Raw genomic sequence first — 17,463 nt, forward strand, 5'->3', positions numbered from 1 at the left:
GTCTCTATTTGTCTATATTCAAAGTTTCTCGTTGGGTCTTGGGGTCTTGGTTCAACTTATAACTCACAACTCATCTTAGCATGGAGTTTCATTATCTTTTATTTTTGAATGCCTTCTGAAGTCATAATGACACGTTTCATGGTGCCATCTTCGTTATAATAAAGTCTATCCACGCAAACCGAGCGCCTAAAACTTCCTCCGTGGGTTGGAATGCTTCCGTTGTGGTAAATGAAATAATCTTTTCCTTTAAACTCGATAATTGCTTGATGATTGGTATTGCTATTTCCTGCTACTTCATTCAAAATACCTTTAAATTTCCAAGGTCCTGTTATGGATTTGCTCATGGCATAGGCTATTTTTTCCGGAAATTGATACGCATACGATAAATAATACCAATCGCCTTTTTTATGGATCCAAGGAGCTTCAGTAAAGTTTGGTAATTCTATGGTCATTATGGGGCCATCCAATTCTATCATGTTATCTTTCAACTTAGCATATTTGCATACGGTATTTCCCCAAAAAAGATAAGCTTGCCCATCATTATCAATCCAAACCGTTGGGTCTATATCATCCCAACTTATCTTTGTTTGGGTGGTCATATCATTAGTAATTAGTGCCTTTCCTAAAGCATCTTTAAAAGGCCCTGTCGGACTATCGGAAACGGCAACTCCAATAGCTTTTCCATGAATACTTCCGTGTTCGACAGTGGCATACCAATAAAACTTTCCGTCTTTTTCTATCACTTGTGAAGCCCAGGCACTACCTGACGCCCATTTAAAATCTGTTGGTTTTAAAGGCACTGGGTGTTCTTTCCAATGTACCATATCTGATGAAGAATATACTAACCATTCGTGCATTCTATAAGCATTAACATCATTTGGTGCTTGGTCGTGACCTGCGTACAAATACACCTTATCTTTATAAACAATGGCAGCAGCATCGGCCGTGTATTTATCTGTAATAATAGGGTTGTTTAATTTTAAAGCATCCCCATTCTCAATCTTCTTTGTTTTACACGCCGTAATAAGTGAAACCGCTGTAATTAATAAAACTATATTTTTCATTTGGTTGTTTTTTAAAGCTGCAAAGCTCTTGAACTCTGTCTATTATTTATTGCCTATTCTATTGTTCATTCTCTACTCTGTTGTCTCTCGTTTTCCGTTTCAACCGTACTTATAATTTCTTAACAAGTCCAAAGCACAGGGTTTTTTATAAAATACGAGGGTGCTATTTATTTATCAAATAACTCGTACGCTTCATCTAAGAACTTAGGGTAGAGTGGGTCGTGCTTATACATGTTCATGTAAAATAAAGCGATCAAGTCGTTTTCAGGATCAATAATATAATCGGTCCCAAACAAGCCTCCCCAACCATAGGCAGTATTTGAAACGGACGGAACAGGTTTTTTCAGGTCATTGAACAATTCAAACCCCAGTCCGAATTTAAAAGGGTTGTCTTTAGTTTCCGGCAAACGGTTAATGGTTGTCATCAATTCAACGGTTTGTGAGGTTAAAATACGATGTCCGTTAAATTCTCCTTTATTAAGCAACATCTGGCAAAATTTTGCATAATCTTCAATGGGGCCGTTTAGACCAATGGCACCTTCACAATATGTTTGTTCACTGCTAATTGTGCCTTGGGCGTACATTGTTGAACCTTCTTCCAACTTACCGTCGATAGCATTATAAGGTTTCACAAAACGACTCAAGGCATTGGGTTGGTAATACCAATCGGTATTGTCCATTCCCAGTGGCTTCAAAATCGTTTCTTTTACATAGTCACGTAATGATTTTCCTGATATTCGTTCAACCATATATCCTAACATATTGGTGCTTACATGGTAATTCCATTCTGTACCGGGTTCGAAACCTAGTGGGTATTTTACCAGTGCCAACATTTCTTCTTTCAAATATTTTGAATCAAAATTGCCTCCAAAACTCCTTTGTCCATTGGGTATATTATTAGGTATAGGCCCCCCGAATCCGGCAGGGGTACCACCGTTTTGGTTTTCCGAACGACGAATTTCTCCAACAAGGCCGGCATTTAGCCCCGAAGCGTGTGACATCAGATGTGCAAAGGTCATGGGGTTTTTTATAGGACGGGTTTCATAAGTACCGTCTTCGTAAACTTTTGTTACTATCTGGTCGGGGATTTCAGGAAAGTATTTTGAAACAGGGTCATCAATAGCTACCAATCCTTTCTCAACAAGCGTCATAAAGGCAACAGTGGTAACTGCTTTGGTTTGGGAAAACAACACATAATAGTCATCTACACTGGCCGGAATTTGATTGTCAATATCCTTTAAACCATAAGCCTTATTATAAACGACATGGCCTTCTTTGGCTACAAAAGCGGTAACACAGTTTAATTTTTTTTCACTTACGAACGATTGAAGTAAAGCATCGATCTTTTCAATTTGTCCGGATTTGACATGGAGTTCCGTTAAATTGGGATTATGATTGAAACTTTGGGGTATGGAACTTTTTTCTGTTGAATTATTTTTGCAACTCAAAGTAAAGACAGCCAGTAAAGTAAAAATAACACTTGTTCTTTTCATTATGTGGGTATTTATTTAGTTCACTAAGTTGATATTTGTTAGCAGTGTTCACTGATGTGCTTCGCAGTTGTTTTTAAATTTCATTGCTGGTCCCGAATAGTTTAATTCTTTTTGCCCCAAACCGGCAAACCAGCTGCCGTAAGTCCCGAATAAGTTATGGTTACTTTTCTGGTAGAAGCTTCCCAATCCCAAGCATCGGTTACTTTGCATTTAACACCATTAATCGTTAATGTTTTATTGGCACTATCGTACGACCATGTGCCTGTTAGGCCACCACTTATTTTTTTATCAGCTGTTAGTTGAATCGTTGTTGCGTTTTGAATGGTTTTATATTGGTATTTCATTTCGATATGTTCCCAAGTTCCGATAAACGAAGTTTCAGTAATTTCTGTTGAAGGCACGCCTGCATAACGTTCTGGTGCTACAACGGGCCAACCATCTTCGGTCCATTGAATTTCACGAACATGTCCCATCATAAGGGCATTGGATGCATTTATACCTGGAACATTTTCTGGTAAACGCGCTTGAGACGCATAAAACCATTGTTTTGTGTCGGGATTTTGAAAAACCGAGCAATGAGAGAAGCCCACCCAACCTGTATGGTTTTTAAACGCATAAGGATGTGTTAGCATAGGATAACAATCGGCACCCGATGTAATATTTGCACCATTTATACCAAGATAGGGTCCTGTAATATTTCTTGAACGTGCTACTCTTGTATTGTAAGCCACCGACAATTCATCATAAGCCAAAAATAAATAATAGTAATCGGTGTCTGGATTATAAATGATTTCTGGTCCTTCTGAAGCTTGCCAACGGCTGTTTCCGCGTTTAGCAATAGTAACCCCATAATCTTGTAAGGTTTCTAATTTATCGGGTTTACCTGTATCTGGGTTTAATTTTACGGCGGCAATTCCAGAATGCCAAGACCCATAAATTAAATACTGCTCGCCTTCTTTTGTTATAACCATTGTAGGATCTATGCCATTAAATTTGAAATAACCACTCCAATCATTGCCACTTGTTCTTGTGTAAGTTTCCAAACCATCGGCAATTGAACAAACTACCATCCCTTTATCTACCCAAACATTGGAGGCTAAATCGTCCGATTCTGCAAGACCTATAAATGCGCGTTCAGACCAAGAGGTATTATAATCGGAACCAATTATTGGTTCTAAAACAACAATGCTATAATACATTCTATACGTATTCCCCACTTTTTTGATAAAAGGAGCCCAATATCCATAACTTGGGTTTTCAATAGGCGGCAAAGCAGGATCCATTCGAGCTCTTTTATTATTTAAAGAATCTTTAACCCAAGCAGGCGCAGCACTCATGCTACTTCCTCTATATTCCCAATTAATTAAATCTTTAGACCGTCTGTGGTGAAAATGCCCATTACCGTCGTGTGCATTTCCATAAGAAGCATCTGTTTGATACATATAATAATAATCACCACTTTTCTCTACAGTCGGGTCGTGCACATTGGCCAAATTCCATTGTGACCGCGAATTCCATGAGGCTGTAGAGGTGTAGTTATCTGGGTATGTAGGCCCTGCAAACGTACTTGGTGTAGGCGTTGGTGTAGGTGTAGGAGTGGGCGTTGATTCTTCTGTTGTTGGGTCATCTTTTGAACAACTTGTAACAAAAAGCACCACCAATATGGCTGCCACTTTAAGCACTATTTTTATACTTTTCATTTTTTATATTTAGCCCCTTAACTCCCAAAGGGAGAACCCATACTGGCTTAAGGGTTGTGTTTGTTATTTTAATTCTGTTTAATCGATTAATTGTTAATCTTTAACCCTTGGCTAGGCTCATAATTCTTAATTCATAACCCATAACTCTTCCTATCGATGTTACATCCATAATCATGTTCTATGTGTTAAAAGTATCTTTTGCATGGGTGTTTGCTACGCCAGTTCGCCTCAAGGCTCGTGTCATTTTTATAATTATTTACCTTCTATCATTACAATTGAAAAAGGAGGGATTATTACAGTCAGTTTTCCTTTTTTTACTTCAAACCCTTTGTAATTGGTTGGTTGTATTTTTGTTGGATTATCAAAAGAGTTATGATCTTGTAATGTTTTTGAAGTAAGTACTTTAGCTGTTATATTTTTAACGGTAAGTTCATTTAGGTCTATTTCAATTTTGTTTTCTTTTTTAGAATCTACATTAACCATGGATACATGAACGAGTCCGTTATTATCTTTTGAAGCTGAAACAGAAATTGCAGGAAGTGATTCATTATTAAATGTATATAAAGGACTTTCAAATGCAATTGGCAATAATTTAGCGTCTTGGTGCACTTTATACATTTCCATGATATGGTATGTTGGTGTTAAAATCATTTTGGCTTCTTTAGTAAGAATTACAGCCTGTAACACATTGACGCATTGCGCTAAATTTGCCATACGAACCCTATCGGCATGGTTATTAAATATATTGAGGGTTGCACCTGCTAAAACGGCATCTCTCATCGTGTTTTGTTGATATAAAAACCCTGGATTTGTACCTTTTTCAACTTCATACCAGCCACCCCATTCATCTACCACTAAATCAACTTTTTTGTTTGGATCATATTTATCCATAATGGCAGCATGTTTGGTAACCAATTCTTCCATTTTTAAGGCTTCTGTCATAGTTTTGAAATACTGTTCTTCTGTAAAACTAACGGCATCTCCCTTTTTCTTCCAGTCTATTACAGAATAATGGTGCAATGCCAAGCCTCCTAACATATTTCTCGGAATATTCTTCATAAGGGTTTCCGTCCAATTATAATCATCACTACTTGCTCCAGAAGCTATACGTACGATTCCTCCTGTATTTTCCCAATCGGAAATAAATGTGGCATATTTTCTATACTCATTGGCATAATAATCCGCTGTCATATTGCCACCGCAGCCCCAAGCCTCGTTTCCAATTCCCCAATATTTTACTTTCCATGGTTCGTTTCTACCATTTTTCTTTCGTAAATCACTCATTGGACTCTTGCCTCCAAAATTGGTGTATTGTACCCAATCTGCCAATTCTTGTACCGTACCGCTACCAACATTACCAGAAAGGTATGGTTCGGTTTCAAGTAATTCGCACATATTTAAAAAATCATGGGTACCAAAACTATTGTCTTCGGTGACGCCTCCCCACCAAGTGTTCACTATGGTTGGTCGTTGGTCTAAAGGGCCAATGCCATCTTTCCAATGATAGGTATCTGCAAAACAGCCTCCAGGCCATCTTAAATTAGGTATTTGTAGTTTTTTTAAGGCTTCAACAATATCATTACGTACACCGTTTGTATTAGCTATTTTAGATGTATCTCCAACAAAAAAACCATCATAAATGCATCTTCCCAAGTGCTCAGCAAAATGGCCGTAAATATGCTTGCTTATTACGGGGGCATCTTCAGTCTTATTTATTGTTACCAGAGTTGTCTTATCTTGAGAATAGACACTCAGGCATGCTATAAAGTTAATCACAAGAACTTTTAAAAATCCATTTTTAAATTTAAACTCAACCATTTGCTTTTTTATATAATTTAATTATTCCTTTTTTATTAAGATTTTAATATCTTACTTTATAAGTGTTTAATATACACTTACAAATAAATTGAAAAAACTTAATAAAACCAAGAAATACGTTGATAAAATCTATTTTATAATTTTAGCATTCATTTTATTAGTTAATATGCTTAATGCATTGGAACTAAAAAAAATAATATCCAATAGCAAGTTAAAAGCTTGCTATTGGAATTGAACTCGTTTAAATTTTTCATAATTGGCTAAGAAATTTAAACGAGTTCATTAAATAAACTAACTCAAAAAATATTTAGTACCCAGAGTTTTGCACGGTTCCTGGATTGTTGTCCATTTCTAATTGTGGAATTGGGAAATATTCCCTTCCTGGTGAATAGGTGTCAAATTCTGGATCTCTGGATTTTAACCAAGTAAGCTTGGTTTGGTCTTGTAACCATCCCCAACGACGGATATCATCAAAACGGTGCCCTTCTAGAGCGAACTCCAAATATCTTTCATGCCCTATTTGTTCTCTCATTTGTTCTTTTGTCATATTTGGCTTTACAACACTTAAGTCTGGTAAACCCACACGGTCTCTAACGGGTTTTATATACGTGTATGCGCCTGGCGTATCGTTTGTTTCGTTTAAACATTCTGCATACATTAACAGCACGTCTGCATAACGCATAATACGTTCGTTAATTCCAGAGCGCCAATCGTATTCATTTGGATAATTGCCATCAGAATTTTGGTATTTTCTACAGAAAAGATCGTTTAAATCTTGAGGGTTCCCTCCATAAAATGTCGCAAAATCTTGACCGTATAGCATCATACCTCCTGGCTTATTATAGAACATGGTTGCATCCAATCGGGGATCAACCTCCCCGGATATGGTCAATTCTTCTTGAAATTCATTAAACAAAGCTCTAGTAGGCTGAACGTCTGTCCATCCAAATGCTCTTGGTCCATAAGTAATAGCTCTAGCTGATGTTTTTCCCCATCCAGAAGCTGGAGCACCGCCCCAACCTAAATCTACACCACCTGCATCTCTACTAAATTGTACTTCGAATACAGATTCTGAATTATTCTCATTAACATCTGTAAAGTTATCTCTGTAATTAGAAACCAATGCGTACACATTTAAATCTATAACCTGTTTAAAAGTATCTCTTGCATTTGGAAAATCTTTAGTAAATAAATACGATTTTCCTAAGTAAGCTAGGGCCGCCCCTTTGGTAGCACGCCCTTTTTCTCCTGCATCTAAACCTGAAATATTAGTGTAAGAAACAGGAAGTAAATCGGCAGCAGTTTTAAAATCCTCAATGACCTGTGCCCATCCTTCAGCTTCTGTTTTTTGAGGATATATGGCTGCTAACTCTGTTGGAATTGGTACATTTTTAAATAAGTTTACTGCATGAAACAAATACAAACCTCTTAAAAAATAGGCTTGACCCAAAATTCTATTTTTAAGAGCACTGTCTTCAAAATCAATACTTGGAACATGTGTTAAAACTTGGTTGGCACGATAAACACCTTGGTAATAAGTTTCATAAGCCCATCCATAAATGGCTGCGTCGGTAACGTTTGAATTAAATTTACCCACCACATACATAGCGCCCCAAGGGCTGTTGCTTTTACAATCATCTCCTTTTAAATCTAATAATAATGGGGTACTTCTCATGTAGGTTCCATCGGTTAATAGACTGCCGTAAGCAGCATTAATACCTTTAAGCGCATCATCATCAGTTTTCCAAAAAGAATCAACGGCATCGTTATTAGGGTCTATTTGTATTAAATCATCTTCTTTTACACAGCCACTAAGCACCATAGACAGCGAAAGGAATATTGATAAGTATTTAAAATTTATATATTTCATTTTAATTCGTTTTAATTGTTGTTAACTTCTGTTAAAAATCTACTTGAACACCTAATGAGAATGTTCTTGGATTTGGTAAAGACCCACCATCGTACCCTCTAGAAAACAATCCGTCATTTGAATTAAAATCTGGATCATATCCTCTGTACTTACTTATAATAAATAAGTTTTGGCCATTGGCATAAATTCTAACACTTTGGATTAATTTATTATCTCCTAAAGGAATATTATACCCAATCTCCATATTTTGAAGTTTAATATAATCACCGTCTTCAATAAATCTGTTAGAATCTCTTGCATTGCCATTTGGATCTCCGATGATTGGTCGTGGTACATTCGTATCGGTATTGGTAGGTGTCCAGTAATTTAATGCATCTGTATGATGATTAACATATTGACCAATCATCAAGTTTCTATACATCCCATTGAATGCTTTGTTTCCGCCAGCACCTTGTAAAAAGAATGATAAATCAAAGTTTTTATAAGTACTATTAAAGTTAAACCCATAGCTGTATTTAGGAATAGTAACTCCTTGAAAAATTCTATCTTGATCGTTAATAATACCGTCTGCCGAATCAAACACACCATCGTTATCTGTATCTACGGTTAATTGATCTTTGAATTTAATATCACCAGCAGCCGCACCAACTTGTGTTGGTGAAGCGGCAACTTCAGCATCCGATTGGAAAATGCCATCGGTTTCATAAGCATAAATTTCTCCAATAGATCTTCCAACTTCTGTTTTTGAAGCAGCACCATAAATTGGATTTCCATTGATGCCTATTTGTTGTACTTCATTTTTAAGTGTTCCTAAATTAGCCGAAATATTGTATTTAAACTCATGGCGATTATTGCTGTAAGAAGCCGTAAATTCTAAACCTTTATTTTGAACAGCGCCTGCATTAGTGGTAATACTTGCAGGAAATGCACCAGTAGAAAAAGGTAGTGGTACACCAATTAATAAATCGTTTGATTTTTTAATATAATATTCTGCCGTAAATTGTAAATCATTATCCAATAAACCTAATTCAAGTGCCACATTGGTTGTTTTTGTCTTTTCCCAATGTACATTAGGGTCCAACGAGCTTACAACTGTGGTTCCAGGAGCTAAAGCATTATTGAAATTATATCCGGCAAACTGATTTGTGGTTGTTGCGAAAAAGTATGGTGGAATGGTGTTATTGCCCAATTCGCCATAACCACCTCTTAACTTAACAGTATTTAACCACTCTGGTAAAGTGATGAATTTTTCGTTGCTAAGTTTCCAAGCACCTGAAAAGGAATAAAAATTTGCTGAATTATTGATTTCACTAAAAAGCGATGTTTTATCTTGTCTAAAGTTTACAGTTAACAAATAACGATCGTCGTACCCATAGTTTAACCTGCTTAAATAAGAAATACCTGTTATAGTGTTTTCGTTTTCACCTGTACTCGTATCGGTAGCATATTCTAAATGACTAATCGTTCCTGTTGGGTATCCAACACCTCTTGACCAATGGTTGTAATAGTCGTTTCTTTCTTGTACTAAACCAGCTAAAACACCTATTTTATGCTTATCTGCTAGAGTTATATCATAAGTAAGTAAATGATTTAGGAAGGTTCTGGTTTGACTTCCTGTTGCAATATCTAAAGACGCTTCTTCGGGCGTTGTTAAGTAATACCATCCTAATTCACTTTCAGGAATAAACAGTCTATTTTTCCAATCTAATCTATCAAAACTGGCATCCAATTTATATTTAAATCCTTCAAATATTTCTAATTCTCCCCAAATATTTCCGATAAAACGATTTCTTTGTCCTGAATTTTCATTTACATTATTAAACCCAATGACGTTCATGGAAATAGCTCTTTGGGTTAAGTTGTCTGTGCCGCCATAACCTCCTATATTGTTTTCATCATAAACTGACATTGTTGGAATAGCTCCCAATAAATCACTTATTGGCGACTGGCCAGCTAAATACTCGTTAAAAATTTCTTTATTAGATTGTGTATAACCCAATTTTGAGCCATACTTAAACTTGCCTTTGTTCCCTGTTAAATTTAGATTGGTAGATATTCTTTCATAGTCTTGTGGAGAATCCATATAACTACTATTTTTAAAGTAATCTACATTCATGTTATAGGCTAAACTTTCGGCACCACCACTAAAAGTAAGGGCGTGGTTTTCAATATAACCTGTACGAAAAGCAGCTTCTTGCCAATTGGTGTCTACGTTACTAATATATGAAGGATTGTTTGGGTCGTTTCCTGGTGCAATACTTAAACCTGCGTTTAACTCGGCAGCAGTAGTTATGTTTTGATAGCCCACTCTATCTGTTACCGACCAAGTATTAGCTACATTTTGAACGCCATAAAGTGACTTTAATTTCACATCAAATTTGCCCATTTTTCCTTTTTTTGTGGTGATAATTACAACACCGTTAGCGCCACGTACTCCATAAATGGCTGCTGCCGATGCATCTTTAAGCACTTGCATAGATTCGATATCGCCTGGAGCAAAATCGAAAGGGCTATCTATAATCATTCCGTCTATTACAAAAAGCGGGTTGTTGTTGCTAAACGAGTTTATTCCTCTAATTTTAATGTTAACAAAACCTCCTGGTTCTCCTGAAGATTGTACTGTTACACCTGCAACTTGACCTTGTAACATTTTAGCGGCATCGTATGTTACTGTTTTTTTAGCATTATCAATATCTACAACACTTACAGAGCCCGTTAAGTCTGATTTTCTTTGCGTACCGTAACCTACAACCACGACTTCATCTAAAGCTGAAGCGTTTTCACGTAGCACAATATCAATTTTTGTTTTACCTTCTAAGGCAACTTCTCTGGTTAAATATCCTAAGTAAGAAACTACTAAAACAGCGTTTTTACTTGAAACTTTTAAGGAAAAATTACCGTCAAAATCTGACTGTGCACCATTTTTAGTACCTTGTTCTAGAATATTTGCCCCAGGTAAAGGAAACCCAGAACCATCTACAACAGTACCAGATATTTGAATACCTTGTTGAATTTCATTAACATAATTAACAACATTTTCTTTAATTACAATGGTGTTGTTTTTAGATACTTCAAAATTAAGATTACTTCCTGAAAGGCTTTGGTTTAGTAATTTTTGAATTTCAATTTCCCCTTTTGTTAATTGAATTTTAGGAGCATTTTCAAATAGATTACTTGGGTAAATAAAACGATAATTCGTTTGTTCTTTTATTATTTTGAACACCTTATCAACCGTTACCGTTTGGTCTTGGTCAATGACAACCTTCTCTTGAGAAAATGTGTTTTCAGTAGTGAAACTGAATACGGTTGTACATAATAAGAAGAAAAATGTTCTCATAATAAATAGTAGTAGCCGTTTTCGAGTTAGAGAACGGGCCTCAATTAAGTTAATTTTCATAATTTAGCATTAAGATTAGTTAGACATTAGTTTAATTAATTTAGTTAGGAGGGACGAAGTTAGATACCGCTAAATGTCAAAACTTCGCTCCCTTTTTTTATTTCAATGTTATTGTTTTGTTCTTTATATAATAATTGTTGATGATTCCAAAGTTTTTAATGGTAGCTAAAATATCTTCTATGTTTTGATCTTTGCCCAAAACCCCTGTAAACGCTTCATTTCCTATTTCTTCATTAATAAATACGACATTCATATTATACCATCTGGATAATACCTTCATAATCTCCTTTAATGGTTTATTTTCAAAACTAAAAACACCTTGTCTCCATGAAACTTCGTTGTATACATCTACATTTACTACCAATAAAGCATTGGTGTTCAAATTAAAATTAGATTGTTGTGTTGGACTTAATTTTTGTTTTTTCCCGTTAAAGTCTAATTCTACCTTGCCTTCTGCCAAAGTGGTGTAAATATTAGTTTCGTCTTTATAGGCTTTTATATTGAACGCTGTTCCTAAAACCTCAACCACTTGATTTTGGTTTATTACTTTGAATTTCGATCCTTTATGGTTAACGCTAGGTGATACATCAAAATAAGCCTCTCCATAAACAAGTTCTACATTTCGGGTTTCACCTTTAATAAAAGATACGGGATATTTAAGTTGGGTTTCTGAGTTTAACCATATTTTTGTGCCATCTGATAATTCAATAAAAAATTGCCCGCCTCTCGGAATAGTTAAATAATTATATGCAATTTTTGAATTTGAGCGATTATTTGCTTGGTATATTATTTTTTCGCCATTGCTTTTAAAATTACCAGCCTCATAATTATTTCCCTTTTCTAAAGCTATAATGGTTCCATCTTCTAATGTTAGGGTAGCCTTATCGGTACCTGTTTTTATATTATTATTTACAATTATTGGCATGCACTCATTAGAGTTGTTAAAAAGTGTTCCTCTAAAAAAATATGTAGTTGCCAATAATCCTATTACAGCGGCAGCGGCAGTATATTTCCAATATAAAAACCTTACGGATGGTTTTGTAATATTACTTTTTACTTTTTCCCAATCTTCCTTTTTTTTAACTTGATTTGCTAGGTTAAGACGTTCTTTTATTAAAGTCTCATCGGTAAGATTCTTCAATATATATGCTTTATCAGCATCATTAAAAATATCGGAAGCTTCTAAATCTGTAGGCTTTTCGTCTTTTAATAATGAGGACGCAAGTTTTTTGGATAGTATAATGATTTTATTGAAAACAGACATGCGATGTATGGTTAATTAACTTGAAAATATGCTTATTTAACCTTAAGACGACAGAATGTTAAGATAGGGTTAAAAAAAAGTGAAAAACTTTTTTATTTGAACTCATCTTGACTTTTTTGATTGAAGCAAAAATGCCCTCTGCGTATGCTGGCTCGTTCGCTAAAATAACCCGCTGGGTTATTTTTATACGCTCCGTCCTCTTTCAGATTTTAGCTTTTTATCACTTCATAGCAGTGCTACGGAGTAAAAAAAGGTAAAATATGGGGTAAAAAGATCATTTTGCGGCCAATTGAAAAAGTCAAGGCTAATCACCTAAATCAAAAACAAAAGCTATAAGAATGAGGTAATCTTTTAGGATAGGCTTTAGTTTTTTATATGCAATTTTTTTTTGGGCTTTAACGGTGTTTATCGATATGCCCAGTTCGGTAGCTATCTCTGGATTCGTAAAATTATTAATACTTAACCTAATAATTTGTGCGCACTTTTTAGGCAATGTTTTTATAGCCTTTTCAACAATACTGTGGGTTTCTAAAACCACAACCTCTCTTAAATAAAAAGGCTCTGTTTCCATGTCTTCTATTTTTATGGATGACAATTTTTCGGTTGATGTAACACGTTTACTCTTAATATAATCGAGCGATTTATTTTTTACTGAAGTATATAAATAGGATTTAATATTTTCTTCGCTACGAAACTCAATATTATCTTCCCAAATTTTAATGAAAACTACTTGAACAATATCTTTTGATGCTTCAATATCATTTAAATATTTGTTAGCGAATAAACATAGCAATGTATACAAAGAGTCAAATGTTTTTTTATACTCTTTTAATGTAAGCTGATATGGTTCGCTATGAGTGTTCAAAGTTGTTGAATTAAAATCAATAATCTGCTTTTCTATCTCAACTAATACTATTTTTAAAAAGAAGTGATTTAAACTTTTTCTTTTACTTGCAAAATTCACATTTTGCTCCCTAATTTTGACTTTTTTAAGTCCCGTAGCGCTGTTATGCGACACAAAAAAGGTTTATTATGAAACAGGGCGGAGCGTAAAAAATAGCCCAGTGGGTTATTTTAGCGAACGAGCCAGCTGTCGCAGGATTAAATTCTTCGCTTACAAACAAAAAGTTTAAATAACTTCTAAGTTTTCAGCACTTTTGCAGGCAATTTTAGATTTGCCACTTTAATTGTAATTAACAGACCTATTTTGTTTTACATAGTTAACTTAAAAAAACCACATAACCAAGTGTATTTTTATAAATGTTATTTATACACTTATTTTTTTGATTTCAAATAAAAATAGTAAATAAACCCATTTGAAATTATTAGTATCCGATTAAAGATTCAAGGCTTCACTCAAAGAACATAGCATATAGACCAAATGACAACAAATTGATATTCAAATGTCCATTTGCATGACTGTTTTAAGAATCACTAAGTAACAAATTATAATAAAGAGTAAGGCCACAAATCAGTAATATCTTTAAAAAGCCCTTATCACTGTGTTTGCAGTGAATTGTAAAAGTTTTATTGGACAACAATGATTTAAAATTAATTAAAACTCAAACTTTAGTTGTACGCTCACACTTTTTTGTTCATGTGTTTTTTTTGTTTCGGTGTTTAAATTAGACATAGAAATACCAAGCAACCGCACCGAATTGCTCAGTTTTTCTTGGTAGAGTAAATCTTTTGCAGTTTCAAAAATTAATGATTTATCACTAATAAAATAGTGCAAGGTTTTGCTTCGGGTTTGCAAAGTAAAATCGCTATATTTTATCTTTAATGTTATGGTTTTACCAGATACTTTGCTTTTTGTTAAGCGTCGGGAAACTTCATCGGCAATATGTTCTAGCTTTTCAAGCATAAATACTTCGCTCGATAAATTTTCACTAAAGGTCCGTTCGGCAGCTAAACTTTTTCTAATTCGGTTTGGTTTTACCTCACTATTATGAATGCCTCTAACCACATAATAATAGTACCGACCGGATTTTCCAAAATGTTCATCTAAATAATCAATGGATTTTTGTTTTAAATCTTTTCCAGTAAAAATACCTAATTGATACATTTTTTCAGCAGTTACCTTACCAACGCCATAAAATTTCCTAATATCAAGTGCTTCCAAAAATTCAAAAACCTCTTCAGGATTTACTGTTTTTTGTCCGTTAGGTTTATTAAAATCGCTGGCTACTTTCGCCACAAATTTATTAATAGAAATACCTGCCGATGCCGTTAAGCCCACTTCATTAAAAATACGCTCCCTTATTTCTTTTGCAATTAAAGAGGCGCTTGGGTTGCCTTTTTTATTGTGGGTAACATCTAAATAAGCTTCATCTAAAGAGAGTGGCTCTACCAAATCGGTATAGTCATGAAAAATTTTTCGGATTTTTTTTGAAATTTCAGCATAACGTTCAAAATGTGGTCTCACAAAAATGAGTTCTGGACATAGTTTTACAGCCAAATTTCCAGCCATTGCACTTTTTACTCCAAACTTTCTAGCTTCGTAACTTGCTGCACTAATGACACCGCGTTTACCACTTCCACCAACAGCAATGGGTTTCCCTTTGAGTTCTGGGTCATCCATTTGTTCCACAGAGGCATAAAACGCATCCATATCAACATGAATAATTTTTCGTATTGGTAAATCGGTCAACATAGTGTAAATTTAGGCATTAAATGTGATTTTTTATTGGCATTTTTAACGAGCAAATTAATTAAAATTAGTGGAGATAGTTAATGGTAGAAATTGAACGCAAATTTTTAGTAACTTCAAATAGTTATAAAAATGAAGCTTTTAAAAGCACAAGGATTATACAAGGGTTTTTAAATACGCATAAAGACCGAACCGTGAGAATTCGATTAAAAGGAAATACTGGATTTATAACTGTAAAGGGATTATCTACTAATGATGGTTTATCGCGTTTTGAATGGGAAAAAGGACTATTAAAAGAAGAGGCCGAAGCACTTTTAAAGCTATGTGAACCAGGTGTTATTGATAAAATCCGTTATGAAGTAAAATTTGGAGATCATATTTTTGAAGTGGATGAATTTTATAGTGAAAACGAAGGATTAGTCATTGCTGAAGTTGAATTAAATACCGAAAATGAGGCATTCTTAAAACCCGATTGGTTAGGTGAAGAAGTTACTGGAACTATTAAATATTACAATTCACAATTAAGCAAAAGACCATTTAAAACATGGTAACGTAAATAATTGAAAGAGAGAAGATGAACCATCCATGCTAAAAATACCTTTAACACACAGGAGCATGATTATGGATGCACCATCTGACAGATAAAAACAATAAATATAAACAGATGAAAAAATTTATAGTAATATGTTTTTCAATATTGGCAATGGTGTCATGTAGAAAAAAAGAAAAGGAAAATACCGTCGTAGAAGAAACCGCCAAAGACACAGTAATACTTGAAATTGTAGAAAAACCCGTTAAAAAATCGACAAAAGAAATTAAAGAAGACCTAAAAGCTAAAGGGTTTAAAACCTTTGATTATGTTGATGAAAAAACAAAAGATACCATTTTAATGCAGCAATATTTTGTAGCGTTTTTAAAAAACGGTCCCATTCGTACGCAAAACGAAGAAGAAGCAGAGATTTTACAAGAAGAACATTTGGCTTATTTAGGCAAAATGTACGAGTTGGGCTATGCTGATATTTCTGGGCCTTTTGGAGACAAAGGTGATATTAGAGGTATTACAATCTATAATGTGCCAACCCTTAAAATGGCCGATAGTTTAGCGAATGCAGACCCCATGGTAAAAGCTGGGCGTTTGGTTATAGAAATACACCCTTGGTGGGCGGCAAAGGGCTTTTCGCTTAGGTAATGATTAAGATTTTTAAAATTCTTTATTGGATTGTAAATGTTGTAATAATCACAGCGCTTTTGGTAGTACATTTTGTTTTAAAAGAACGCAGTTTTTCGGATTCTTTAAATTATTATGCACACCCTTTACCGTTGATAATATTAGTCGTTTTAATATTATCTATCTTTATTGAAAAAAGAAAATATCATTTCGTTTTAGCAGGTGTTTTATTACTAATTTGGCTGGGAAGAAGTTTTAAGATCCATATTCCAGAGCCAGTAAATGATTTAGATTTAGAGGTGGTTTTTTGGAATGCATCCCGCAAGAATGGTTTTGGTGAAGCATTTAAAGAGAGTAATAGTATTCCAGATATAATGGTTCTGGTTGAGTCTAAAAGAGTTAACATGGATTCCTTCCAACTAAAATATCCAGAATATTTTTTTTATAAATTAAGAAGGGAAATATGTGTTTTTTCTAAAACTGAAGTACACATTGAAAGTGAGAATACATCCAATTACAGCTCAACGGTTATAAAATTTAAAACGAGGGGTATTGATTTTTATGCAGTTGATGTTACGGGAAGCCCCGATGTACCTCGTACTTGGGAGCTAGATTTTGTTAATAAATCAATTAAAACAACACAAAAAACTGTTATTTTGGGCGATTTTAATGTGCCTTTTGAATCTAAAAATTTAAAAGAAATTAAAGAAAATTTCAACCACGCTTTCAATGAAAAAGGAAATGGTTTTAGAGAAACGTGGTTATGGAACATACCGTTGCTTTCTCTCGACCATATTTGGGTTTCTAAAGATTTAAAGATTCTTAAAACTCAAAAAATTAATACGTTTAAAAGCGATCATTGTATACTTAAAACGTATGTTAGAAAATAATTTTATAGCGCTAGTTGGATCCAAATGGGCTATGGTCTTTGATTTGTACAAAGTCACATATTATTTGGTAATAGTGATTCCCCTGCTGGTGAAGTTTGTATCCCGCTAAAGCAGAAATATCTACATCTGCCTCTGCACTTGGGAATACG

12 protein-coding genes are annotated in these 17,463 nt (G+C 34.6%); 3 read left to right on the top strand and 9 right to left on the bottom strand.

Annotated features, from left to right (window positions below):
* Positions 1 to 98 precede the first annotated feature (98 nt).
* From CJ739_RS08180 to dinB, 9 genes are all read right to left on the bottom strand, one after another.
* Complete coding sequence (locus tag CJ739_RS08180; protein WP_117174205.1) at positions 99 to 1,064, bottom strand: glycoside hydrolase family 43 protein; 966 nt, start codon at positions 1,062 to 1,064, stop codon at positions 99 to 101.
* A 167-nt stretch (positions 1,065 to 1,231) separates the two neighbouring features.
* On the bottom strand, positions 1,232 to 2,557 hold the full coding sequence (locus CJ739_RS08185) for a serine hydrolase domain-containing protein (protein ID WP_117174207.1): 1,326 nt from the start codon (positions 2,555 to 2,557) through the stop codon (positions 1,232 to 1,234).
* A gap of 101 nt (positions 2,558 to 2,658) precedes the next feature.
* Positions 2,659 to 4,257: an arabinan endo-1,5-alpha-L-arabinosidase gene (locus CJ739_RS08190; RefSeq protein WP_117174209.1), complete on the bottom strand. Its 1,599-nt coding sequence runs from the start codon at positions 4,255 to 4,257 to the stop codon at positions 2,659 to 2,661.
* A gap of 252 nt (positions 4,258 to 4,509) precedes the next feature.
* The gene (locus tag CJ739_RS08195) at positions 4,510 to 6,075 is read right to left on the bottom strand and encodes an alpha-N-arabinofuranosidase (RefSeq protein WP_117174211.1); all 1,566 of its coding nucleotides are present in this window, start codon (positions 6,073 to 6,075) and stop codon (positions 4,510 to 4,512) included.
* 307 nt (positions 6,076 to 6,382) lie between these two features.
* On the bottom strand, positions 6,383 to 7,945 hold the full coding sequence (locus tag CJ739_RS08200; RefSeq protein ID WP_117174213.1) for a RagB/SusD family nutrient uptake outer membrane protein: 1,563 nt from the start codon (positions 7,943 to 7,945) through the stop codon (positions 6,383 to 6,385).
* Positions 7,946 to 7,976: 31 nt separating this feature from the next.
* Positions 7,977 to 11,282, bottom strand: a complete 3,306-nt coding sequence (locus CJ739_RS08205) for a SusC/RagA family TonB-linked outer membrane protein (RefSeq protein ID WP_162880164.1) — start codon at positions 11,280 to 11,282, stop codon at positions 7,977 to 7,979.
* Positions 11,283 to 11,439: 157 nt separating this feature from the next.
* Entirely contained in the window at positions 11,440 to 12,606 is a 1,167-nt protein-coding gene (locus CJ739_RS08210; protein WP_117174217.1) for a FecR family protein, read from the bottom strand.
* A gap of 304 nt (positions 12,607 to 12,910) precedes the next feature.
* On the bottom strand, positions 12,911 to 13,624 hold the full coding sequence (locus CJ739_RS08215; RefSeq protein WP_236951629.1) for an RNA polymerase sigma-70 factor: 714 nt from the start codon (positions 13,622 to 13,624) through the stop codon (positions 12,911 to 12,913).
* Between the two features lie 537 nt (positions 13,625 to 14,161).
* Positions 14,162 to 15,259 (bottom strand): DNA polymerase IV, encoded by a 1,098-nt coding sequence (gene dinB / locus CJ739_RS08220; protein WP_117174220.1) that lies wholly within the window; start codon positions 15,257 to 15,259, stop codon positions 14,162 to 14,164.
* Positions 15,260 to 15,339: 80 nt separating this feature from the next.
* Here dinB and CJ739_RS08225 point away from each other — a divergent pair, with 80 nt between their 5' ends.
* The 3 genes from CJ739_RS08225 to CJ739_RS08235 all read left to right on the top strand — a co-directional run bounded on the left by CJ739_RS08225 (position 15,340) and on the right by CJ739_RS08235 (position 17,314).
* Positions 15,340 to 15,807: a CYTH domain-containing protein gene (locus CJ739_RS08225; RefSeq protein WP_117174222.1), complete on the top strand. Its 468-nt coding sequence runs from the start codon at positions 15,340 to 15,342 to the stop codon at positions 15,805 to 15,807.
* A 113-nt stretch (positions 15,808 to 15,920) separates the two neighbouring features.
* Positions 15,921 to 16,445, top strand: coding sequence for a YciI family protein (locus CJ739_RS08230; protein WP_117178839.1), 525 nt, complete (start codon positions 15,921 to 15,923; stop codon positions 16,443 to 16,445).
* A complete protein-coding gene (locus CJ739_RS08235) occupies positions 16,445 to 17,314 on the top strand; it encodes an endonuclease/exonuclease/phosphatase family protein (protein WP_117174224.1) in 870 nt (289 codons plus the stop codon). The genes CJ739_RS08230 and CJ739_RS08235 overlap by 1 nt, the downstream gene beginning before the upstream one ends.
* Positions 17,315 to 17,463: the final 149 nt, after the last annotated feature.

It is taken from the genome of Mariniflexile sp. TRM1-10, from assembly GCF_003425985.1.
Classification (GTDB): domain Bacteria; phylum Bacteroidota; class Bacteroidia; order Flavobacteriales; family Flavobacteriaceae; genus Mariniflexile.